We start from the raw sequence: 24499 nt of genomic DNA, 5'->3' as shown, positions 1-24499 counted from the left end.
TTTTAAGGGCTTCGTTGTTTCACCATCAGGATTCCCCATTATGTTCCATAGTTATTACGACATTTCCCTTCTTGTGTCCTTTCTCTACATACCTATGGGCTTGAACTAATTCTTCAAACGCATAACATCTGTCAATGATCACTTTTAACTTTCCTGCTTCAACAAGTTCCTTGAGGAAGTTTAGAGCTTCGGGAGTTTCTGGTGAATTTTGACTCAATATCAGCTTCTTGCCGGTTGTCAATTTAGTCCAGAGCATTCGAACACCAGGTACCGGTACAGTGACATTTAGATAGGTTCCGTCCTTCTTCAGCGATTTCATACAAGCTGAAAACGGACTCTTGTTTACCGCTTCAAAGATAACATCATAGGTCTCACCATCTCTGGAAAAATCCTCTGAAGTGTAATCAATGACCTTATCGGCTCCAAGAGATTTTACCAATTCTACATTCGCGGTACTGCAAACCCCTGTAACTTTTGCTCCGAAATACTTGGCAATTTGTACTGCATAACTTCCTACACTCCCTTAAGCACCATAGACAAGAACCTTTTGACCACTCTGAACGTTAGCTTTTCTAAGATAAAACAATGCTGTACGTGCCCCGATTGGAATGGCTGCGGCTTCCTCAAAAGATATATTATTAGGTTTTATGCAAACCGGCCCGTCTTCACGCAAACACTTATACTCGGCATAAGCACCATAGCCCACTTGGGAAGCTGCAAAAATCTGGTCACCTGCTTTAAACAGCTTGACATCTTTGCCCACTGACTCAACTTCTCCAGATAACTCCAAGCCCAATATGGTTTTCTTGGGACGTCTTAATCCCATAATAATCCGAGCTGGCAGCCAAACAGAGAGGGGAACTGTAAAGCTCCGTGACCGAATATCCCCCATTGTTACCGTTGCCGCTTTTACTTTTATCAGTATTTCATTCTCCTTAGGATCCGGTTTTTCTACCTCTTTAAAATGAAGAACGTCAGGGGGACCGTACTTGGTGTACAAGATTGCTTTCATTAATCCTCCTCCAATTCGTTATATTCACTTAAAATCCACTAACCTTCAATAACTGTACTTGAACTATCCGCTCCATTCGTTGAATAAAGAATACCGAATTGTCGAAATGGAAAATTGATTATTCCGGATACATACTCTCCAAAAGCTATCAACTTTTATAACGTTTACATTAGCTTACTCGCCTTCATTTATCTTCATGCCTCTAATAAGAACCCAGCCACCTTAGGACGAGTAAACTCAAGTCGCGATAAGTACCTCCCTGAGCATTTCCTGGCTTAATCCCATACATATTAATCTATCTTCATCTTTTGTATGGGGAGTTCTAACATTTTTTGCAGGAGAAACTGTGTTCTAAGAATAGGGTTTTATTCCTATTTTCAGCGGATCGAACTAGCTAAAGATTTCTTCGGCGTCATATGACATAATAATCGGATCACCCGTAAACTATTGTTAATGAAGTTTTACTCCAAATTTATATTTCCATATCAATTCCTATTATTATAAGAAAAAATCCATTCGTATCTGAATGGATTTTAATCAATCGCTTGCTCCCTGATGCTTAAAATTAAAATGTAATGCCCCTCGTACTTGCTATCAATCTACAACAGTTTTGGATTGATTTTGATCTAAAACCCAAAAATATATAAGCCTCTCTGTCCATTAAGCATTTATATGATGTTCAGCATATACTATTAGTCTGAATATCGATACATAAAGTTCATTATGCTTTTAATTGTCTTACCCTACACGATTATACTTTCATGATTTAGATTCAATAAAAGCAGCAGCTCCCGCAACAGCAAAGACCAATAGGAGTGGAAAAGCGGCAGGTAAATAATAATAAATAAGTACAGTAATGACGGAACACCAAAACCCTACACACCAATAGCAACTTAAAAGCGAACCTATGAAATAACGAAGTCCCGATCCTTTTATTTCAATGATTTCCTCCAGTTGTCCAGAGGCATTTTCTTGGATGGTGGCAGTCAAAAAAGGTTTTCTGATGAATGAAGTGATATCGTCAAATACAATTAAATGAGTTAACCGGAAGGTAGCCAATATTAAAATAAAAAAATCAAGCCATTCAATAGCCAACACCTATTCACCTCCTAATCTTTCTTTTAAGATTTTATGATTAGAATTTTGATTATATAAATATACATTTATACATTCATAATATTTTATTAGCCCATTTTCTAAGAAAAATGTACCCATAAAAAGATATCCCCATAGTATGTTAATGTGTTCAAAACCTGATACTGAAGGGAAAGATGTTTGAATGAAAAAAAGGAACGTCAAATCTATTCAGGGCCGACAAGTGGTACCGAACCCCATCGGACCTGAATGTATTCGAGTTACTAAAGTATATGACTGGGTTGTTCTAACAAATCGTGACCGCAATAAAGTTCAAATACCTGAGGAATGCTTTGCGGCAATCGAAGATGCACGTCATGATGGTAACACAATAACAGCTACTTGTTCGGAAGTAGTTGGTACACGAAGCTGTGATTTTATCGGAGCCATTCCAGCTAACATTCCTAGTGTTCCAGGGGCCCAAATTGTTTCCCTTGCCTTCCATGTCCATATCCGCGTTCAATTCTTTTGCAATGGAGAACCACTACCAGGTTGTAATTTCGTAGTACCTGTTAGTTTCATGGATGAAGTAATCCTATGTTTCCCAGAGGGAACAGAAATCAACTGTAATATTTTCGATGTTCAATGTACAGTTGTTTTAAATCAAATGCTTGGTGATATGGTTGTACTTGATGTGACCATGTGTAAAGATGTTCAAGTCGAGGCTGAGGTTAAGCTAGAGGTCGAGGCTAAGTTCTGTGGACCACGTCCTGTCATTCCAATTGAAGAAGACGGCTTCGTGTGCCCAACACCACGATTCCCTCAACAATGCCCGACCTTCTTCCCGACATTGAACTGCGACTGCCAAGGTGCAGCAGAATTCGATGGCGAAGCATCCATCCTTGTATTTGAGGACGGTCTAGGTGGTCCAACAACAGGAAACTTAGATTTGATTGCCCTGGTTTGCGACCAATGTACCCTTGCTGGTAGCAGGATTCAAGTTACCTTCATCGATACATTAGGACCTACCCCTACTCCAACTGGAACACCTGATGCTGATATTGACCAAAGCTTCACGTTTACAGCCAAAGACTTTAACCAGCCTACATGTGCTACAAATGCTGCTGGAGTAGTTACTGGGCTTACTGTAACTGGTACCGGTATTATAACACCAGCCGGAGGTGTACCAGAAAACGCAACATTCACACTAACTCTTGGTGATATTGATCCTCTAGGAGATACTGCTACACTTGTAATAACTGGTGCAACTACAAGTGTCACTATTGCTCTGACAGAAGTAGCTAACCCAGGTTTAGAGGTTGAAGTAGGAGATTGCGATCGTTTCCCTGTATAATACTAAAAAACCCGAGGGATATTAATCTCTCGGTTTTTTTTTGTAAAGAAACTTAGATAAGTCTAATTCCATCATTTACTTCAACACTTAATAAATGTATCCCGCATTTTAGGCCACCCATTTATTAATTATTAGGTTACATATAGATTCATGTTTTCATATTTATAGAGCATACCTATAAAAGGAGAGAAAAAAATGGCATCTGATAAGCTAAGACGTAAAGTAAGAAGAAAATTAGGAATGCCTAACCCGCAGCCCGCTCAACAACATCAACAATTCACTCCCTCAGCCCTCCAGGTTCGGCCAGTACGGGCAAAAGGTTGTTGTGGAAAAAACAAATGATCAAGGTGTAATATCCGGTACTTTTTACATGACCAATCATGTTAGGCAAAAATTGATTTCTCATTGTAAACGAGAACTTCCTTATGAAGCCTGTGGACTGCTTTCAGGGGGAAATGGGATTGCAGAAACAATTTGGCCAATGGAAAATGTAAATAGGAGCTCCTTTTCCTTCTCGATGGATTTAGATCAAATTCGTCATGTATTTGAACTTATCGATAGGAGGAATGAAGATTTTATCGGTATCTACCATTCCCACCCAACAGATAGTGCTTATCCGTCAGAAGGAGATATTACTTTAAATAACTACCCAGAGGTAGGTCACCTTATTATTTCGTTTGCAAACTCGACCCCTGAATTAAAATGTTTCCAACTAACAGGAAAAAAAGTCTTTCCGATACAATTAAAATTCGTAAACTGAATTTAGTGAATAAGATACTCGCACCTCTTCCTTTATGAATTCAAGGTTGAATTTGCGAGTATTATTTTTTCTTTATTTCCCTACAATGTTAAATTAATTTTTGTTTTCCAATTTAGGAAAACTGATCATTCCACTTTTTTACTAAGTCGGAAAGTTTATATTCTTCTCCATCAAGAATCATATCAAGGGCATGCCCGAAATCAATGGCAACCTTCTGGGTCAATTTTGCAATTCTTGGAGCTAAAATGGTTGCCGGGATCCCAGCGGAAATTAATGCTATTTCCCACTCCTGATTAGACTGGAGCTCATTTTGTACTCTAATTAACTCGTCATATCCATTTAAACCTATACTGCCAGTAATTTGTACGCCTTGTTCTTTAAAGACGTTTTCTGCTTCTTTTGAACGGCGTCCAACAAGAAATACCTTCTTATTACTCAGCCATGACCATAATATCCCCTCTTCCAAGAGGCTCTGCATGATCCAAGCACAACATACTTTTGAAGGCATGAACTTCAGTTGTTCAAGTACAGTTCTAGTTTGTTTTGCCCAAGGATCCAGTCGCCAAGGAGCTATCAACCCAGCAATATCGGCATCCCGCAATGACCTGACCAACTCCCTCCTGATTATCTCTGGTACATTGGATACGCCCGCATAAGATTCATACCGTTTAAATTCCTGTACAAGTAATCCATTGGCTGGATAGCTTAAATAGCTTATTTCACCGATTCCAAAACGAGCAAGGGAAAAGCTCTATTCTGTTTTATCGCTTGGTCCAATAATTTTATCACTTTCCTATTATCTAATAAGTATTTCTCAAAGTGATAATTTCCTTCAACCACCTCACTCCCACCCCCGGTTTTCTATGCCATTAAATCTTTAACCTTATCGTTTCTTCGTTAATAATAAGGAAATTTGATTGCTTGAACTGATTTCCAAATCTTGTTCTTTAAAAAATACAAAAGCCTCTACACGAATATTGCTGTTTTCTTCAGGTTGAAGGACGCTTATTTGTAAGTTAGTTAAAGATTCTGTTTGCCTAGGGTTTATATTTTTAGATTGAATTGGACATATCCAGGTTTCACCCTTCTCCATTTCTTCAAACCATTCCTCATTCATATATTGCCACCCTTTTGTTTCTTCATTTTTCATGACCCCCAAAGTTTCGGCAACATTGGGCGGCAATATTTGCCCAGATATTTTTATACTTTCTGAAGGGCTGGAACGCAGACAGATAACTGGATTCCGCAAAACCTCCGTACCTATATTTTTAATATGAAGATTTCCAATAAGCTTGATTTTGTTACGTTCTTCAAGTTCTTCAATAAAAATATGATAATCTAAAAACACTTCTGCTTCTTTTCTTTTAGTAATAGTTGGTTTCTTTAATAAAAACTTTTTCTTTTCTGGTAAACTTTTTTCTTTTTGCATGGCAGGCTCTAAATTTATCCCAGTATTTTCAGAATGAATAAACATGTTTGAGAAAATTTCAATTGGAACTAATGACAAAACAGATAAAGGTGAGCTTTCGTGAAATCTAGCCAATATTCCTATAGTTATGGACATCGCATATTTCTCACCAAGTTTTCCCCAAAAATCTTCATCCGTAAAAACAGGATACATAATCTGTATATTAATAAAAGGGTTATTTGCGTTTCTGACTACCTCATTAGATTTAAATTTTGTTCCAGTCCTTTTACATTCATATTGAAAAATATCCAATAACTTTTTATTAGCAGATTTTGAATTGTAAACTAATTCAAGAATGGGCTCTTTTATTCCTGGAATTTCAAAGAGTGAAAAGTATACATGAAAATCAGCCCTTTCTGATTCATTCTTTTCATCCATGAGAATCACCTTTGCCCCGCATGCAGATAGGAATGTTTGAATATACTCCAACACCTTCCTTTCTAGAAGGTGCTTTCTAAAGGTGTTATATTTAACATCATAGTCGGAAGAAATGACAATTCTTTTACCATGCAATGCAGAACATAATTGTACTTTTTGATTTTCAGTATCTGGCTGCACCTCAAAACCCAATTCCCTAAAAAGATAAGTAAATGCCGGGAGAGACTCATAGGGGATGGTTCCTGCCCCCTTATCTCCAACTTCTACTTTAATGTCCATTTATGTATCCCCCTTTTTGTTAATCCTGGTAGCAGCTTTACTATTTAATAGGATAAATTAATACCGTACGGCTCTTTTCCCACAACCCTTATATCACCCAATATTTATAATATGTAAGAGGAATGAAGAAATGATAAAGAATACACTCGGCAAACTCTAATTCCTTGTGTAAGTTTGTGTATACAATATTAAAAGGAAATGTAGTGCCTCCATCCATGTAAATGAATTTTATGAGGGGAATCAAAAGGTGATAAATATAATCACCTTTTTGAAATACGGTACATATAACTATTATGGAATCATTTATAAAGGGATCAGTATTTGATTAAAACCAGTCACATGAATATTGAAAAATTGAAATCAAAGATTTTTCGGTCAAGATGATCATTTTATGAGGAGGAATTTTCTTTTGTTTACCATTACCCCTACAATGATTTGGATGTCGCAGTGTTCCTAATCATGAAGCAACACCAACACTCTGACGAACGGTACTCCACACCCATAAAAATCTTGATAAACATCTCCGCATAGGAACTTCTTGGTCATTTACAGTCGCTCAATCTCAACCTGTCTAATTGATTCCTTATTAGTAATGGCTGGAGATTGCGCCTGTTCACACGTGATCAAAAATAAGGAGTGGTTATTTTGTACACAGATGATGAAAAAGCCAATGAAATTCAAAAAAGTAAATTGAATAAAATAACTCCAGTTCAACTTCAGCAAATGATCATTCATCTTAGATCTGAACTTTCCCTATACAAATCAAAAGTTAATGAATACGAAGTCGATTATAGTAAAAAGAAAATAAGAAAACTAATAAAACACAATGAAGAAATGATAAATGAACAAAGAACATATCAAGATCTAATCAATCGGAAGGAACATGAAAGGAAGAATGCAGAAACCAAGGTTCAGAAGTTGGAAGAAGAAATTAAGAAATATAAGGCTGAACTACAGTACTTTAAAGAAACCAAAACAAACGACGAAAAGAAAAATAACGACGTAAAAACTCTTGGAGATAAGAATAAATTATTACAAAGTGAAATTGCTTCTCTTCAAAAGAAAGTTAAAGATTATGAGTCTGCTCAAAAACAGTATGTTAAAAATGAGGAATTTAAAAGCCATGATGGTTTTCAAAAAATGGCGGATGGTCTTACAGAGGTGAAATCCCTTCTTGCTCCAGTCAATAAAAAAATATCTAACTTAGATGTACAAAGCATAAATTTAGAGATTGAGAAATTAGTTGAAAAAGTTATGTTTTATTTTCACGAGCAAAATATTTTCAAAAATGAAATTCAAGAGTTAAAAGGAACCATTCAATCTCTCAACGAAAAAGAAATGAATTATAAAAATGAAATGAATCAGCTTACTAAAACCATTGATCTTTTATACGATCAAGAAAAGCAATATAAAGTGGAGATGAATCATTTAGAAAAAGCACTTTCAGATAAGGAAGAGCATCATAAAAAAGATATAAAAAAATATAAGAAAGAAATTGATCATTACATTTCAAAGATTAGCCAACTATCCGAACAGGAAAGTCAATTTAAGGTGGACATTACTAATTTAGAACAGATGATTTCCGATCTAAAGGAAAAAGAGTCCTACCAACAACAAGAAATCCATCAGTTAAATCAAACGATTAGCGATGCATCCCAACAAGAAATTAAATATAAAACGGAGATTGAAAATTTAGAGAAATCGATGATTGAGCTTACTGAAAAGGAAGCGCAGCAGAAACAAGTTATCGAAAACTTTAAACTTGAAATTGAAAATTTAGAGAAATCGATGATTGAACTTACTGAAAAGGAAGCGCAGCAGAAACAAGTTATCGAAAACTTTAAACTTGAAATTGAAAATTATACCCAAATGATTGGCCACCTAGCCGAACAGGAAAGTCAATTTAAGGTGGACATTGCWAATTTAGAACAGATGATTTCCGATCTAAAGGAAAAAGAGTCCTACCATCAACAAGAAATCGCGCAGTTGAATGAAACGATTAGCGTTGTAACCCAACAAGAAAATAAATATAAAGMKGAGATTGAAAATTTAGAGACATCCATGATCGAACTTTCCGAAAAGGAAGAGCAGCAGAAACAAGTTATCGAAAACTTTAAACATGAAAATGAAAATTATACTCAAATGATCGATCAACTATCGGAACAGCAAAATATATATAAGGTGGACATTGCAAATTTAGAACAGATGATTTCCGATCTAAAGGAAAAAGAGTCCTACCATCAACAAGAAATCGCGCAGTTAAATCAAACGATTGCTCTTGTTTCAAAGCAAGAAAATAAATATAAAGCGGAGATTGAAAATTTAGAGACATCCATGATCGAACTTTCCGAAAAGGAAAATCATCATATACAAGTTATCGAAAACTTTAAACATAAAATTGAAAATTATACTCAAATAATCGGCCACCTATCCGAACAGGAAAGACAATATAAAGTGAACATTGAGAATTTGGAACAGATGATTACCGATCTAAGGGAAAAAGAGAACGACCATCAACAAGAAATCAAGCAGTTAAATGAAACGATTAGCATTGTAACCCAACAAGAAAATAAATATAAAGCCGAAATTGAAAATTTAGAGAAATCTATGATCGAACTTTCCGAAAAGGAAGAGCAGCAGAAAAAAGTTATCGGCAACTTTAAACAGGAAAATGAAAATTATTCTCAAATGATCGGCCAACTATCTGAACAGCAAAGTCAATATAAGGTGGAAATTGCAAATTTAGAACAGATAATTATAGATTTAAAGGAAAAAGAGAACCACCATCAACAAGAAATCGATCAGTTAAATCAAACGATTATCGTTGTACCCCAACAAGAAAATCAATATAAAGTGGAGATTGAAAGCTTAGAAAAAGCCATGATCGAACTTTCCGAAAAGGAAAATCATCATATACAAGTTATCGAAAACTTTAAACAGGAAATGGAAAAATATAATCAAACGATCGACCACCTATCCGAACAGGAAAGTCATTACAAAGTGAACATTGAGAATTTGGAACAGATGATTTCCGACCTAAAGGATAAAGAGAACTACCATCAACAAGAAATCGAGCAGTTAAATCAAACGATTGCCGTTGTATCCCAACAAGAAAATAAATATAAAGCCGAGATTGAAAGTTTAGAAAAAGCCATGATCGAACTTTCCGAAAAGGAAGAAAAGCAAAAACAAGTTATTGACAACTTTAAACAGGAAATTGAAAATTATACTCAAATGATCGGCCAACTATCGGAACAGGAAAGTCAATATAAGGTGGAAATTGCAAGTCTAGAACAGATGATTATAGATTTAAAGGAAAAAGAGAACTACCATCAACAAGAAATCGAGCAGTTACATCAAACGATTAGCGCTGTATCCCAACAAGAAAATAAATATAAAGCGGAGATTGAAAGTTTAGAAAAAGCCCTGATTGAACTTTCCGAAAAGGAATATCATCATATACAAGTTATCGACAACTTTAAACATGACATTAAAAATTATACTCAAACGATCGACCGCCTATCCGAACAGGAAAATAAATATACAACCGAGATTGAAAACCTAGGGCAAATGATTATTGATTTTAAGGAAAATGAAGATAACCATCAACAAGAAATCGAGCAGTTAAATCAATCGATTGCTCTTTTTTCAGGGCAAGAAAATAAGTATAAAGCGGAGATTGATAACCTGGAGCAAATGCTTATTAATTTTAAGAAAAATGAAGATAACCATCAACAAGAAATCGAGCAGTTAAATCAAACGATTGCTCGTGTTTCAGAGCAAGAAAATAAATATAAAGCCGAGATTGATAATTTAGAACAGACGATTATCAATTTAAAGGAAAATGATAATCAACATCAACAAGAAATCGAGCAGTTAAATCAAACGATTGCTCGTGTTTCGGAGCAAGATAATAAATATAAAGCCGAGATTGATAATTTAGAACAGACGATTTACAACCTAAAGGAAAATGAAAATCATCGTCAACAGGAAATCGAGCAGTTAAATCAAACGATCGCTTTTGTTTCGGAGCAAGAAAATAAATATAAAGCCGAGATTGAAAACCTAGAGCAAATGATTAAAAATTTTAAGGAAAATGAAAATCAACATCAACAAGAAATCGATCATTTGAATCAAACGATTGCTCGTGTTTCAGAGCAAGAAAATAAATATAAAGCCGAGATTGATAATCTAGAACAGACGATTATCAATTTAAAGGAAAATGAAAGCCAACATCAACAGGAAATTAAGAACTTAACCGGTTCCATAATAGATTTAAAAGATAAAGAAATTAATTATTTACAAAAAATAGGAACTATAAGTAAAACGGTAAATGATCAAAAAGCAAAAGAAATACATGATAAAGATGAACGAACAAAATATATTAAACAACGAGAAAAAAATCAATTGCAAGCAACAGGAAAAATGGAAAAACCTTTTAATAATAATGGAAAACAACAGCAAGTTGGAAATACTCGTGTTAATATGGTAAATTTCAATTCGCCAAATAACAAAGAAGTAATTAATCAACCAAGTGCGTTTCGATTCTCGAATGAAACAAACCAACAAAAAAATACAACCCAAAATTTTAATATGCAAACATCACATAGTCAAATATCCTCTCCCTTAAATAACCCGAGTTACACAGAAATTGATCGAACTCAACAAAATTATAATTCCGGAATCTTGTCATCGTATCAGAAAAAAGATTACCAAGATACTAAATTTAAAAACTCTAAGTCAGATTCATTTTCATTAGATATGTTTTATAAAAATCATCCTTTATATAATTTACATTCTGGAGCGCAAAAAACAGCGATAGATCCCTTTAAGAATTTTAGAAAGCTTTAATAATAACCATTATTTTGAGTATATGTACCCTCACTTTAACCCATTGAACTACAAACAGAAACTTAAATACCACTTTCAACGGAAGATCAAGGATTGTGATAATCTCCCTATTAAATTCAATATCACAGTCCTTGAATTTTTCATACTAATGAAAAATCGTACAAAAGGAGAGATATATGAAGTGAAAAATCATCCTTTAATTTCAATAATTTTTCCTGCCAAAAATGAAGGGGAAAATGTGAAAAACACTCTCGATTCATTATTTTCAGTTGATACAAATTATTCCTTCGAAGTGATTATTATAAACGATGGATCATCAGATGATTGCTGCGATTTTCTTACTACCTATAATCACGCAAACCAGGTTAAGCTTTTTGAAACAGATGGCATTGGAGCTGCCAGCGCACGAAATTTAGGAGCAGCAAAAGCTTCTGGAGAATTCCTGATTTTTTGCGATGCACATTTACAGTTTGAAGATTTGTGGATCGATCATATTGTAGAACCCCTGCTTACAGGAAAATCAGATGCAGTAACCCCAGCAATTGCTTCGTTTGGCAATTCCGATTTCATTGGCTATGGTATGACCTTAAAGTCAAACCTTAGAATTAAATGGAATTCTAAACAAAATGGCCTCTTTGAAACTGCCGTATTACCCGGAGGATGCTTTATTATCTCAAAAAAAGTGTTTGAAGATGTGGGCGGATTTGAAACGGGATTTAAAATTTGGGGACATGAAGATGTAGAGCTTTCTATTAAGCTATGGCTGTTTGGATTTCGCTGTCACGTTTTGCCTAATATAAAAATAATCCATCTATTCAGAAAAACTCACCCGTATGAAGTTAGCTATGATGAAGTTTATTATAATTTATTAAGGATGGCCTACTCTCATTTTAATACTCATCGCATACAGAAGTGCAAAAAACTTATGATCCATGTAAAAGCAAACCCGATTGAATCTCAAGTTCTCCTTGATGGAGTCAAAAAGCAGCGACGGGCCTACTTTCAAAAACGAAAATATGATGATGATTGGTACTTTGCCAAATTCAATATAGATTTCTAGATTTTACAGATCACCCTTTCGAGTCATGTCGTTTTATTAATTCCTTTATAAATTAACAAAATGATGAAAGGTGAGAATGTAAATGAAAGAGCTATTTACTAATATTTATAAGAAAAACAGGTGGAGAAATTCTGAGTCTGTATCTGGTTCGGGTTCATCACTTACTCAAACCAAAACACACATTTCAAGAATTACCAAGCATAATAAAACAACTGCAGCTAAAAAAGGATAGAAGCACCATCTGGTGATTTTAATTGGATGAAGGAAATATACAAAAATACAGAATTATATATTGGGATTGATATCGTCGACAAAAGTTCATCTGCCACAATCACAACTATACTGATAAACCACTAGCTTTATGGAATTAGGATATCATCAATTTTTAAAATATATCTACTTCCACTTGCGCATGATATTTTCCCCTTAGTTAGACTGTATAATAAACCCATGAAATAACTTGGATGTTAAACTACTTCTTGTATAGATTTTATTATGCCTAAATAAGGGGATACATATCAATTTCCAAGGAATTAAAGATACAGGTTGTACAAAGTCATTTGTATAATGAGGTTAGCCGGGATGGTGTGGATATTTTAAATAACGTCGGCTTTTCAGACTTAAAGCTGGATAAGCACTGTAACAAAGGCTTAATAACCCCCTTGTAGGGGCTTCCACTTATGATACCCGTTAGGATAGTAGTTGTGCCTTTTGGTTAACCCTCCCTTTTAGCTTCATGCCCTTAATTAATAAATACTTCTGCCACCTCAGGGCGAGTAAATTCCGGTGGTGGAGTAAAACCCCCATGCAGCATTTCCTTGACTTTCGGTCCACTTAAAATGAACCTTTCGTCAGCAGAATGTAGGCATGTCTTCAAAGAAGCCATATAAGCTATGTTAAAAAAACAATGGTTTAATACCTATATCTTTAGGGTCAAACTGGTTGAATATTTTTTACGCATCATACGTTCCATAATATTTCCCTACCCCAGCATGATCACGGCCGACAATAAAGTGTGTACAACCATAATTCTTTCGAACAAGCGCATTAAATACCGCTTCCCTTGGACCTGCATAACGCATAGCGGCAGTGAGATTAAGCAAGACATAATCAGGGGTTCGTACCTTTAGCTGTTGGAAGAATATTTCACTTAAGGATGCGGTGAAATTTTGTCCAGTGTGCACTAGAATATGTGAATTGGCATATTGATCCAGTTTCTTTATGATTAGACTTAATCTAATAATTTCAGGTCGAGTCCCTAAAATAGTCATTACTTTCACGATTTACACTCCTTAATCTTTTCTGTTTTATGGCCTCACCGTCTACCCTTATTGTATGCACAGCCAATTCTATTGTTATAGGCTAACCTATTAGATTTCGCCTCAATTTGAACGAATAACCGATTAATAAGCCGCCATTCCCCCTCAACCCGGATTTAATTAAAAGACTTTTATTCCTTATTGAAATATTAATCAGTCATGATGTTATATCGAACTTAATATTGATTGAACTCCTTTCCATGCTATTAAAAAAGCTATTTGTCCTTGTAAGGACATATAGCTCAGACTGTAGACAAACTAGACAAGTTTGTCTCAGTTTTTTAAGTGGGTTTATAAAACCTCAAACGTCGATTTCCACTTCAGGCACTCGCTTTCCACGGGCGGTCCTCCCTCGGCTCCTTGCGCCTGCGGGGTCTCCCCTTGACGCGCTTTTCCCGCAGGAGTCTCGCACACCCGCTACAATCAACATTGTTTTGAAATTTTAGGTAAAACCCCTTTAGTCAACAAACTCAGCTTTCCTTGTTAGGACAAATAGCTTTTTATCATTTTTGGAATTGTAATTGATGCAGATTGGCAAAAATGCCCCCCTGCTTAAGTAAGTCATCGTGACCGCCTTCTTCAGCAATTCCTTCTTCCGTAACAACCACGATCTTGTCAGCGTTACGAATGGTTGCCAATCGGTGTGCGATGATTAACGTAGTTCTGTTTTCAGCTAGTTCCGTAAGAGCCTGCTGGATTATTCTTTCCGTCTCCGTATCGAGTGCAGAGGTTGCCTCATCGAGAATTAATATTGGCGGATTCTTCAAAAACATCCTCGCTATTGCAATTCGTTGTTTCTGTCCACCCGATAATTTCAAGCCTCGTTCACCTATTTGAGTTTCATAGCCTTCTGGAAGTCCTTCAATGAAAGTCTCCAAATGGGCTTTCCTTGCGGCTTCTTGAATTTGTTCATCCGATGCTCCAAGCATTCCGTACGCAATGTTCTCTTTTACAGTTCCTGTGAAAAGGAATACATCTTGCTGGACTATGCCAATTTGTGAGCGCAATGACTTTTTCGTCATTTCACGAATATCAATTCCATCAATGGATATTGAACCGGCCTTAACATCATAAAAACGCGGGATCAAAGAACATATGGTCGTTTTCCCAGCTCCTGAAGGCCCGACAAAAGCGATGGTTTCACCAGCTTTAATTGTTAGATCAATTCCTTTTAAAACTGGCTTTTTGTCTTCATAGTTAAAAGAAACATCTTTAAAGGAAATATCCCCTAATAGGGTGGTCATCTCAATTGCATCCTTTTTATCCACTACATCAGGCGTGACATCCAGTAGTTCCGTAAAACGCTTAAAGCCGGCCATCCCTTTTGGATAGAGTTCCATCAACGCACTGATTTTGTCGATCGGCTTAAATAATACGTTAACATATAAGACGAATGCAACCAGTTCCCCATAAGAGAGCTGCCCATGAAAAGTTAGCCAAGCTCCAATCACCAACACGGCAAGGGTCATGAACCTCGTCATCATGTAAATGCCTGATAAGCTAAAGGACATAACCTTATAACCTAGTAGTTTCGCTTTACGGAATCTGCGATTATTAGTAGCAAATCTTTTCATTTCATATGTTTCATTCGTAAAGGATTGTACAACCCTCACTCCTGAGACGCTATCTTCCACACGGGCATTTACATCCGCAACCTCTGTATACATTTTCTTCCAAGCTTTATTCATCTTTAAATTACTTATGACAATCAATAACACGAGAAACGGTAAAATACAAACCGATACGAGTGCCAGTTTCACATTGATTGTCAACATAATCCAAAATGCACCTATAAAAGTCATGAAGGCAATGAATAAATCTTCGGGACCATGGTGAGCAAGTTCACCAATATCGAACAGATCATTGGTTATGCGGCTCATGACATGGCCGGTTTTCGTGTTATCAAAAAAACGAAAAGATTGTTTCTGCACATGCTCAAATAATTCCTCACGCATATCAGTCTCGATATTTATACCCAATTTGTGGCCCCAGTACCCTACTATGAACTGTAAGAAGGTACTAATGATATAAAGCAGGAACAAACCGGCACTTACCGAAACTATGGCAGACCAATCGTCGCCAGGCAGCAGTGTATCAATAAACCACTGAACAGCTAGCGGAAATGCAAGTTCAAGTACAGCCACGACCACTGCACTGAAGAAATCAATAATGAATAACCGCTTATGCGGCAGGTAATATGAAGCAAAACGTCGAATCATCAAATTTTTCTCCTTTTTTACATATATTAAGGAGTATAATTCCATATTCCATATTGAGCAAGCATTTCAGAACGCCCACGTTCATAAAAAAAGCCAACCCGGCTCATACAATCTATTGAATTTAAGGAGTGAATCCAGTGTAAAAAAATAACCATTCTAAATATCCATGAACTTTATTTTAGTAAAGGATGGTATTCATGAAAAACACATCGTTTCGATGCCTTTGGATTGGTCAGGCATTTGCAAATCTAGGGGATATTTTTTATGTAGTCGGGTTGATTTCACTATTATATAATTTGACGGGGTCTGCCTTCTATTTGAGTTTGCTCCCGTTCAAATTACAACGATTTTTCGGTTCATCAGCAGTTTACTTGCCCCCCTTGTCATCGACAGGTTTCCTTTAAAAAGAATCATCGTTCAATCTCAATGGTGGAAAACGATCTTACTCGTTTGCCTAGGAATCTTTATAATAAGTTTCGATCATGGTTTTTCTGTTGCCGTCATTTTCTTCATTGCCTTTATTTCATTATTGGACGGAGTCGCTGCCCCGGTTAGCGCAGCTTTGGTTCCTCAATTAGTTCCAAAAGAAGAGCGGATGAAAGCGAATGGTTTCTTGAATGTGATCACCCAGACCATCTTTGTAGCAGGATGGCCACTAGGTTCCGTCTTATTGATAAGTACCAACAGCAGTTTCATCATTTGGCTTACGGTCATGCTTTATGCCGTTTCAACGATCTATACAGGGAGAATCAAAGTCCCTGAACATGCGACGGACCCTGTTGCTCCTTCAAACTGGGATTCGATTAAATCCGGATGGGTTGCGATTCGTCAAATCCCAACTATCCGTACCCTCATTTCCATTGATTTCATAACCACTTTAGCTTCAAGCGTGTGGGTGGCTGCCGTTATCTATATATATGTAGAACAGAACCTGCAACTGGGTGAGGAATGGTGGGGGTACATTAACACAAGCTACTTTGTCGGCATGATTTTCAGTGGATTGATCGTCATCCGTTTTGCCAAGTTACTAGAAAAATATATTGGATTCTTCATCACTTTCGGGCTATTTCTCAGTTCACTGCTGATCCTGCTTTTTGGAACTACCAGTATTCCTGCATTAGCTTTGCTGCTGGCATGCCTGTACGGGCTCCCAGAACAAATCCGGGAAGTGATCTATACCAAGCTATTCCAAGACCATGCTACGGAAAAGACTCTTGCAAAAATTCATGCAGTTTGGGGAGCAGTCATCAATCTTACATTTGCCGGCTCTGTCTTACTATTAGGCTTTATAACGGAAACATACAGTGTCAAAACAACGTTCCAATTTTCCTCCACCCTGATATTCCTTGCCTTTCTTTATGCAACTTTTAAAAGGAACGACTTAATAGGGAAGCAATGTGATCAATCGCTGTCAAGTAAGTCATCTAATCTTCCTAGATGATTTCGTTTCACGAAAAAAAGGAGCCTTGGTTTTCCATGGCACCTTTTTTATCGTTTCAAGACCCGTCTAACAATATTGCCTCTCTTTAAAGTCTTTCTCGGTATGATTGGCTTGCTTCTGTTAAAAGCCGTACAACCAAACAAGGGAAGTAAATATATAAACCGCCTGCACCCATTCATTCTATTTGATAATCCAGATATTATTATTTATAAACTCCCAATTCTGCGGGAATTCCAAACCAATCTGCCAATAAGTTGCTCCTATCAGTTCATATGCATCAATCATTTCATATTTTGCACTTATCGATCTTATATCTTCAAACCAAACGACATGATTCGAATTCTCTCTTCGGTAGGAATAGGAAGGTGAAGCCGCTGAGGTGTCAAAAGTTATTTCAGCACCAGTTGCAATGGCAAGGTTTTGGGCATTTTGAGCTGATAAAGCTTTCGTCTCGTGGCTCGGTACTATCCAATCGTATCCATACATAGGAAATGCCGACTGCAGTTTATATTCAGGAATATTCAACAAAGCATAACGAAGAACCTCTCCCATCCACCAAAGTGGGGATATGGGTTCAGGCGGTCCAGTCGGATACCCATAGTCAATGGTCATCACGGCAACAAGGTCAGCTGCCTCTCCGATCCCCCGATAATCATGCCCGCCTACAATTCGATTATCAGGATTATCCGCTGTTTTTGCATGTACGTTCACATGCAGGATCAGTTCGTTCAACCCCTCCTTTAATTCTTTTAAAAAAAGCACATAATCGGAACGCCTGGCAGGTGGGATGAATTCGATGTCCATGCTGACACCCCCATAGCCTTTCTGCCTAACGAAAGTCAGCATACTATTGATTAAATTCGCTCTGTATACTGAACTGGCAAGGACATCACCAGCCAAATCAGCATCGAAATCACCATCTTGAAAGTTTCGGATCATCAGTAGCGGCTTCACCCCTATCTGTTCGCATTTCGCGATAAGCGGGAGATCATCTCCATCAACGTACGCATTCCCTTCCCTTGTAAACGAATAAGCGACAATGGCTAAATAGGATAATTTATCACCATTCTGCTCAAGTGTTTCAAATACGACTCCACCTGAAGTCGGGAAGGCAAAACCCAGCGTAATCAATTGATTTTTGTAAGGAGACGGTATCAAAATTTCCATACCGACTTTTAGCGAGTTTTCAGAGATTCCTGGGTTTGCCTCCTTGATTGCCGCTGCACTCGTACCAAAACGACTGCCGATTTTAGTAAGGGTATCCTGACTTTTAATTAGATACCTTCGATTCACCGCTTTTTCATTAGGTATATACAATGCCAGACCAGGAACCAAAGTTGTTGATTCCAATCCGTTGACTTCAATTATCCTCGATGGGGCAACTTTATTTTTCGAGGCAATTTCCCAAAGGCTGTCACCTTTTTTCACAATAATGATCGTCATTCAAAACCCTCCAAACTCCCTAAAAAAAGTTTATGTTATTCAGGTAATTGGATAGAACGAATTATCACATTTCCTAATGAAGATATTCTGGTTTTTCAGTCGTTTTTTATTGGAATAAAAGATCACAAAAAAAAGAGGCTGTCCAAAGGGACACCCCCACGCTATAAGCCATATTCTCCTATACATCAAAGTAAATTCTTAATGTCGTAGAACTTCCCATTCTCCAAATCTTCTGCTTCAAGCAGCTGCAAAAGTTTATCTGCCACAAATTCGGGGCTTCTTAATATGCCCTTCTCTTTATATTCATGAAATTTGTCTCGATCGGCAAAGTCCCGTTCGTCTGCTGATCGGATTGTCCCTTGCATCTCCGTATCCATTACACCTGGTGAAAAAGAAATGAGAGACGTAGGAAAAGACGTTTTATCCTGTTCCAACCCTGCAACCCGTGTAAACATTTCCAACCCCGCCTTAGTACTGCAATAGGCTGCCCAGCCATGATAAGGATTTTTTGCTGCTCCTGAAGATATGTTGACCAATACCTTCTTTCTGTTCCAGTCCTTTGTCTGTTTAACGAATTCATCAGCCAATACGATAGGTGCCATGAAATTCACCCGCATGCTCGTTTCCAAATTTACTATACCAAGGTTTCCTACCGGCTTAATAGGTTCAATGACACCTGCATTATTAATGAAATAAATGTCACTTGTATCATCGACGGCAGTAAGAATCTCATTGACTAAGGAAGGTAACTTTACAGTTTCATTCAAGTCCAGCGAAATAAATGTAAGTTTCGTCCCGGAACGGTCAGCCATCCGCTGCATTTCAGGATGGGCCGTACGGGAAACTAAAATGCAATGATCACTCGTCTGCAAACACCCTTTGGCGATGGCAGCACCTAAACCTTTTGAAGCTCCTGTTATTATATACGTTTTCACGGCTTTTCCCCCTTTTCTGGATATAAACTATTGTATCAAAATCGAGTTCGGAATGGTCTCACCACATACCGTGATTTTAAGATAAGACTACTGTTTTATGAAATCAAGCTCCGTACTTGTTTTAAACATGCAGGAAGCCTCAATTGAAACAAAAGAAATTCCATCTAAAATAAAGCAAAGTTGATTGGAGTGGGTGTGCGGGACTCCTGCGGGAAAAGCGCGCCCTAGGGAGACCCCGCGGCGGAAAGCGAGTGCCTGGAGAGGAAGTCAACGATTTTGCAAACTCAATGAATAACAATGGTCTACAACTGAAAGGGAATGGATTTCTGAAATCAAGCTCCGTACTATTTTTCAAGGAAAAAAACTGCAGGCAAACTCGATTTTTCGAATTTGTCTACAGTCTGAACAGACCATGTAGTAATGGTTCGTTTATTTTAAATATTATAATATCGGTGACACCAGCCTTGCAATGGACTCTTTAAAACGAATCCACTTTGATCGCTTTTCAAACTCTTCAATTGTAAGCTGCCTGCATACTTCGACATCCTTATAAAAAATCCTGGTCAGCGTTTCGGCCATTCCTTCATCATAAATGAAGGCATTGACTTCAAAGTTCAATTTAAAACTACGGACATCAATGTTAGCTGTCCCTACCGAGGAGACCTCTTCGTCTACTACGATCATCTTCGCATGAATAAAGCCGTTATCATAGATGTATACCTTAGCACCCGCTCTTAATAACTGCCCTGCATTGAAAGTCGTTGCCCAATAAACAAAAAGATGATCAGGTTTATTCGGAATCATGATTTTTACATCTACCCCTGATAAGCTGGCAATCCTGAGTGCATCCAATAAACTGGCATCCGGTATGAAGTAAGGTGTTTGAATGAGAATCGATTTCTTTGCTGATGAAACTAATTTAATATAGCCATTTTTAATTTGTTCCCATTCAGAATCCGGCCCACTTGTCACTATTTGCAAATCTATATTCCCTTGGGTCTCTACAATAGGGAAATAATGAGGCTGATAAGTTATATCATGATGCTTTGATGCCTGATTCCAATCCAGGATAAACCGAGTTTGAATGGCTTTGACAGCCGAACCCTCTATACGAAGGTGTGTATCACGCCAATAACCGAATTTTGGATTAAGCCCTAAATATTCATCACCAACATTAAAGCCTCCAACATACCCTACTTTTCCATCTATGATCACGAGCTTTCGATGGTTACGGAAATTCAGTCGTAAATTTATAAATTTTAATTTGGATGGAAAGAATGCCTCAACTCGTCCTCCAGCCTGCCTAAATTCCCTGAAGAAACGTTTAGTCATCCCTCTAGATCCCAGTTCGTCATAAAGCAGCCGAACTTTGACGCCTTCATTCGCTTTTTTAGTCAAAGCTTCAATGAATCGTTTACCCAGGCCGTCCCTTTGAATGATGTAATATTGTATATGTATATGGTTTTCGGCCGCTTCGATATCTTTAAAAAGCTGGTCAAACTTATTTTTCCCTTCCGTAAAAATATCGACTTGATTATCTTCAGTAAGTACGGCATCATTGTTTCGGAGATGCATATAAATCAAATCACGATAATTACTCGAAGAAGCATTTCGAAAAGGAAAATGATTCGTTGAAAGCTCTTCCATCTGTTTATCAATGATTTCTTCGATCCCGATCTTCTTCTTATCCTCCCATTGGAATAAGTGTGCGTGCCTTAGACTTGTTCCAAAAAGCAGGTATAAAATAAAACCGACTACAGGCAAAAAATATAAAACCAATAACCAAGCCCAGGTCGTGCTCGCTTCCCTTCTTTCAAAAAATATGACAATCGTTGCAAATAAAATATTTAGAATGATGACGAGGCCGAGCAAAACCGATGTAACATGCGTAAATTCCATAGCATACCCTCACTAAATTTTTATCCCTTTAAGGATACCATGCAAATTCTTTATATCAAAGGATTTGCTTATCAGAAATGAAAACAGAGAATTCACAAAAATGGACCTCTTCTTGTAGAGGCCCATTTTAAAAATCCATCCACCCCGGACACTAAAATTTCTCAGATTGTCCAGGCAGTCTAATAATATTTGTCTTAAAAATTCCTATTTAACAATAATATAATTGCTTACCGGCTTTTCACTAATAAATTCACAGCTTCTTTCACTAGCTCTTCGGGATTCTTTTCTCCGGATTCATTAGCCTCCCGGACGCATTCAACAAGATTGGAACTTACTATTACCCCAATTGTCCGATCGATTGCAGATCTGGTTGCAGATAACTGAGTTACTACATCCCTGCAATCTTTATTATCCTCCATCATTTTCAAAATCCCACGAAGCTGTCCTTCAATTCGCTTCACTCTATTTTTAACCTGCTTATCGTATTCCATGTGAGGCCTCCTACCCTGCCTATTACTTATGAATCCTATCCAGACATCCATCATAAAACCCTTTCAGTCGAAATGAAGGTTTGATAAAAATCTTACAATTTATAATACATACCACTTAGGTATAATTGTCAAGTGCAACTATTCAATGAAACTCCAATATGTAATTTCTATTTTTGTACAAGAAGACTTTGTGCAACTGCCTCAGAAAACTCGATCGTCATTTGGGGAACGTAGGTTTTTAACAAAGCATTGACGATAGGTGCTTTAGCGCCTTTTGCCGTAATCGCCAGGCAGCCAGTCATTTTAGTCTGTCCAATTCCGCACTCTTCCGCTAAAAAATAGCCATGCCCATCAAATTTTTCATTTAATCCCTTAAGCTTAAATGTTACCTTATCGGGTTCAATCCATTCCAATATATTCACTTCCAGTTTAATTTTCTTCTTCATTAATCCCAAATCGCTTTTAAACTCCCAAATAAGTGTCCGCTCATTTATCATCTCATGATTGATATATCCTGGGACTAGAGGTGCCCAACGATCTATGCTACTTACAAAACCCCATACCGTTTTTTTGGAAACAGGTAATATGATACTATGCACACCTTCTGACAAAGCAGTTCCCCCCTTAATCATTCTATTTACATCCTTGTAATGTATGGCTGAACAATATTGAATAGAACGGTAAGATTAGATTCTTAAACAAAATTCTCCCGGTGTAAGAAACCATTTAAAGATAATAACAGCAAAGAATCGCCCCAGTAAAAAAGGGACGATCCAGTATGTAGACAAAAGGGGCTCGGAATTATAAAATTCCGAACCCCTTTTGAAATTCCCTTTGATTTTTCGCCTAAAGTTAAGAGATGGGGGCTCCACGAGCCCACCATGTTAGGCCATTTTCGGACCTTGCCATGTCCAATTTGCCATCTTCTTTACATTCATGGCAGCGAAAGTAAGCATCGCCTGCATCTACAATTTTTTAAGTCCCTTTAAAGTAGTCCAACGCATACCATACTTTTCTTTTGCATCTGCGAATACACGCTCAATCGCTTCTTTACGCTTCGCATATATAGGTTTTACATCTTGATGATGACGCAGATGATCTGCTTCTTACACATGTGTTTGCCAGATATGACGTGTTACCACTTTTTGACACCCAGACTTTCTGTACACTGAGATAAAAATGAGCAAGTTGTACAAATGTGTTTGGGCGATTTGTACTCTCGATATCCCTCTTTATTTGTTGTTGAGTACTTTAATAGCTAACCCGTTGGGCAAAGGTAACAATCAAAATGTTCATCGTATACATAGTCCTGTTTGCGGAAGAATCCTTCTTTTGTGCGAGGGCGTGTATAAGGTAAAACCGGTTTAATTTCTTTGTATAGAATGTTTTTTTGAATGAACATTTCCTCATTAGTAAACGAATTGAAGCTTATGGACATTTGGATATCTTCCTTATAAATACATTGAACGTCGAGTACAGCAAGGTAACATTGTTTACGTCAGGTAAGAGAAACTGAAAAGGGTCTATACAATCTAAACACCAATAGAGCAAGGCAAGCACACTAGAGGTTGAATCCCTGAGTCAACCTCTGAGAAGTCTAAGCCGTCTAACGATTCATCTCTTATAAAAAATACGGTCTCTAGGGTCAACACATGCTAGGTAGGTGCTAATTAGGGTCAGCAATTCTTTTTTTGGCTTTGTTAATATTGATGTTGACTTTTGAACAAATAAAAGAGACCACTTATTATGTTCTTCTTTAGTGTTTCTTAATGAAGTAGCTTACCCGTTATTTAGTGTTAAAAAAATTTTAGAAGTTAATTTTCCCTTTTTGTTAACAACCAACCTTCTTAAAAACGGTTTATAAACCTATAGATTTTTGCTGTTTGAGTTAGATTTATTTTCACTTTTGTACCATATTGTACAAACATCTTTTCTTTTAATGAATAAAATAACCCGAAAATAAAAAAAGAAAAAGGTGATTATGATTAAAAATCGTTATCTTATTTCACATTGTAATTCCTTTGTAGACACCACATATCTTTATAAGAAATGTGATCAAAAGAAACCGGATGATTGTCATTGTTGTCATAAGAAACACAGTGACTGTATTTGTAATCAAAAGAAACCGGATGATTGTCATTGTTGTCATAAGAAACACAATGACTGTATTTGTGATCAAAAGAAACCGGATGATTGTCATTGTTGTCATAAGAAACACAGTGACTGTATTTGTAACCAAAAGAAACCGGATGATTGCCATTCTTGTCATAAGAAACACAATGACTGTATTTGTGATCAAAAGAAAACCGATGACTGTCATTTGTGCCATAAGAAACATAATGACTGTCACTGTGACGATAAGAAACATAATCTAGTAAGAGCATCTGCGTTCAGGGCTAATAAGAACACACCACAACTTTACGAAGCAGCGTTAACTCCCTCTGTAAAAGTTTTATTCCAAACTGAACAGTTTGATTTAGCAGATGAATATAATCCGCACATATCAACATTTATTT

The 24499-nt window shown here is 37.0% G+C and carries 17 protein-coding genes and 3 pseudogenes; 7 read left to right on the top strand and 13 right to left on the bottom strand.

Annotated elements, in window-relative coordinates:
• Window positions 1-25 precede the first annotated feature (25 nt).
• Both AC1DIV_RS06640 and AC1DIV_RS06635 read right to left on the bottom strand, forming a co-directional pair.
• Window positions 26-1012, bottom strand: a pseudogene (locus tag AC1DIV_RS06640) (NAD(P)-dependent alcohol dehydrogenase).
• Between the two features lie 759 nt (window positions 1013-1771).
• On the bottom strand, window positions 1772-2110 hold the full coding sequence (locus tag AC1DIV_RS06635; RefSeq protein ID WP_063576068.1) for a DUF1360 domain-containing protein: 339 nt from the start codon (window positions 2108-2110) through the stop codon (window positions 1772-1774).
• Window positions 2111-2330: 220 nt separating this feature from the next.
• On the opposite strand from AC1DIV_RS06635, the gene AC1DIV_RS06630 reads away from it, so the two are divergent.
• Both AC1DIV_RS06630 and AC1DIV_RS06625 read left to right on the top strand, forming a co-directional pair.
• Window positions 2331-3440, top strand: coding sequence for a BMQ_0737 family morphogenetic spore coat protein (locus AC1DIV_RS06630; RefSeq protein ID WP_477576036.1), 1110 nt, complete (start codon window positions 2331-2333; stop codon window positions 3438-3440).
• 325 nt (window positions 3441-3765) lie between these two features.
• Window positions 3766-4200 (top strand): M67 family metallopeptidase, encoded by a 435-nt coding sequence (locus AC1DIV_RS06625; RefSeq protein WP_222619843.1) that lies wholly within the window; start codon window positions 3766-3768, stop codon window positions 4198-4200.
• Between the two features lie 112 nt (window positions 4201-4312).
• Here the strand turns inward: AC1DIV_RS06625 and AC1DIV_RS06620 are convergent.
• Together AC1DIV_RS06620 and AC1DIV_RS06615 are read right to left on the bottom strand one after the other, a co-directional pair.
• Window positions 4313-4936: pseudogene (locus AC1DIV_RS06620) on the bottom strand (GT-D fold domain-containing protein); the annotation flags it as partial.
• 147 nt (window positions 4937-5083) lie between these two features.
• Complete coding sequence (locus AC1DIV_RS06615; protein ID WP_340876586.1) at window positions 5084-6325, bottom strand: hypothetical protein; 1242 nt, start codon at window positions 6323-6325, stop codon at window positions 5084-5086.
• Window positions 6326-6970: 645 nt separating this feature from the next.
• Here AC1DIV_RS06615 and AC1DIV_RS06610 point away from each other — a divergent pair.
• The 3 genes from AC1DIV_RS06610 to AC1DIV_RS06600 all read left to right on the top strand — a co-directional run bounded on the left by AC1DIV_RS06610 (window position 6971) and on the right by AC1DIV_RS06600 (window position 12468).
• Window positions 6971-11176, top strand: coding sequence for a coiled-coil domain-containing protein (locus tag AC1DIV_RS06610; RefSeq protein ID WP_477576034.1), 4206 nt, complete (start codon window positions 6971-6973; stop codon window positions 11174-11176).
• A 148-nt stretch (window positions 11177-11324) separates the two neighbouring features.
• On the top strand, window positions 11325-12236 hold the full coding sequence (locus AC1DIV_RS06605; RefSeq protein WP_340876588.1) for a glycosyltransferase family 2 protein: 912 nt from the start codon (window positions 11325-11327) through the stop codon (window positions 12234-12236).
• 82 nt (window positions 12237-12318) lie between these two features.
• Entirely contained in the window at window positions 12319-12468 is a 150-nt protein-coding gene (locus AC1DIV_RS06600; protein ID WP_340876589.1) for a hypothetical protein, read from the top strand.
• Between the two features lie 510 nt (window positions 12469-12978).
• On the opposite strand, the gene AC1DIV_RS06595 is transcribed toward AC1DIV_RS06600, so the two are convergent.
• The 3 genes from AC1DIV_RS06595 to AC1DIV_RS06585 form a co-directional block, all read right to left on the bottom strand.
• Window positions 12979-13122: a hypothetical protein gene (locus tag AC1DIV_RS06595; protein ID WP_445670124.1), complete on the bottom strand. Its 144-nt coding sequence runs from the start codon at window positions 13120-13122 to the stop codon at window positions 12979-12981.
• A 67-nt stretch (window positions 13123-13189) separates the two neighbouring features.
• Window positions 13190-13516: a hypothetical protein gene (locus AC1DIV_RS06590; protein ID WP_445670125.1), complete on the bottom strand. Its 327-nt coding sequence runs from the start codon at window positions 13514-13516 to the stop codon at window positions 13190-13192.
• Between the two features lie 542 nt (window positions 13517-14058).
• Window positions 14059-15774 (bottom strand): ABC transporter ATP-binding protein, encoded by a 1716-nt coding sequence (locus AC1DIV_RS06585; RefSeq protein ID WP_340876590.1) that lies wholly within the window; start codon window positions 15772-15774, stop codon window positions 14059-14061.
• A gap of 337 nt (window positions 15775-16111) precedes the next feature.
• Here AC1DIV_RS06585 and AC1DIV_RS06580 point away from each other — a divergent pair, with 337 nt between their 5' ends.
• Complete coding sequence (locus AC1DIV_RS06580; RefSeq protein WP_477576123.1) at window positions 16112-17215, top strand: MFS transporter; 1104 nt, start codon at window positions 16112-16114, stop codon at window positions 17213-17215.
• Between the two features lie 180 nt (window positions 17216-17395).
• Here AC1DIV_RS06580 and AC1DIV_RS06575 read toward each other — a convergent pair whose 3' ends face one another.
• The 6 genes and pseudogenes from AC1DIV_RS06575 to AC1DIV_RS06550 form a co-directional block, all read right to left on the bottom strand.
• The gene (locus AC1DIV_RS06575; RefSeq protein ID WP_340876591.1) at window positions 17396-18658 is read right to left on the bottom strand and encodes a LysM peptidoglycan-binding domain-containing protein; all 1263 of its coding nucleotides are present in this window, start codon (window positions 18656-18658) and stop codon (window positions 17396-17398) included.
• Window positions 18659-18843: 185 nt separating this feature from the next.
• The gene (locus tag AC1DIV_RS06570; protein ID WP_340876592.1) at window positions 18844-19593 is read right to left on the bottom strand and encodes a (S)-benzoin forming benzil reductase; all 750 of its coding nucleotides are present in this window, start codon (window positions 19591-19593) and stop codon (window positions 18844-18846) included.
• Window positions 19594-20034: 441 nt separating this feature from the next.
• Window positions 20035-21492, bottom strand: a complete 1458-nt coding sequence (cls, locus tag AC1DIV_RS06565) for a cardiolipin synthase (RefSeq protein WP_340876593.1) — start codon at window positions 21490-21492, stop codon at window positions 20035-20037.
• Between the two features lie 227 nt (window positions 21493-21719).
• Window positions 21720-21983: a metal-sensitive transcriptional regulator gene (locus AC1DIV_RS06560; RefSeq protein WP_034307218.1), complete on the bottom strand. Its 264-nt coding sequence runs from the start codon at window positions 21981-21983 to the stop codon at window positions 21720-21722.
• A 167-nt stretch (window positions 21984-22150) separates the two neighbouring features.
• Entirely contained in the window at window positions 22151-22594 is a 444-nt protein-coding gene (locus AC1DIV_RS06555; RefSeq protein WP_054395643.1) for an SRPBCC family protein, read from the bottom strand.
• 273 nt (window positions 22595-22867) lie between these two features.
• A pseudogene (locus tag AC1DIV_RS06550) lies at window positions 22868-23349 on the bottom strand (transposase); the annotation flags it as partial.
• A gap of 703 nt (window positions 23350-24052) precedes the next feature.
• On the opposite strand from AC1DIV_RS06550, the gene AC1DIV_RS06545 reads away from it, so the two are divergent.
• Complete coding sequence (locus tag AC1DIV_RS06545) at window positions 24053-24358, top strand: hypothetical protein (protein ID WP_477576032.1); 306 nt, start codon at window positions 24053-24055, stop codon at window positions 24356-24358.
• Window positions 24359-24499: the final 141 nt, after the last annotated feature.

This window comes from Peribacillus sp. 05N428, from assembly GCF_056397085.1.
Note: the sequence above shows the minus strand (reverse complement) of the source record. Positions and strands in the feature narration are given on the sequence as shown.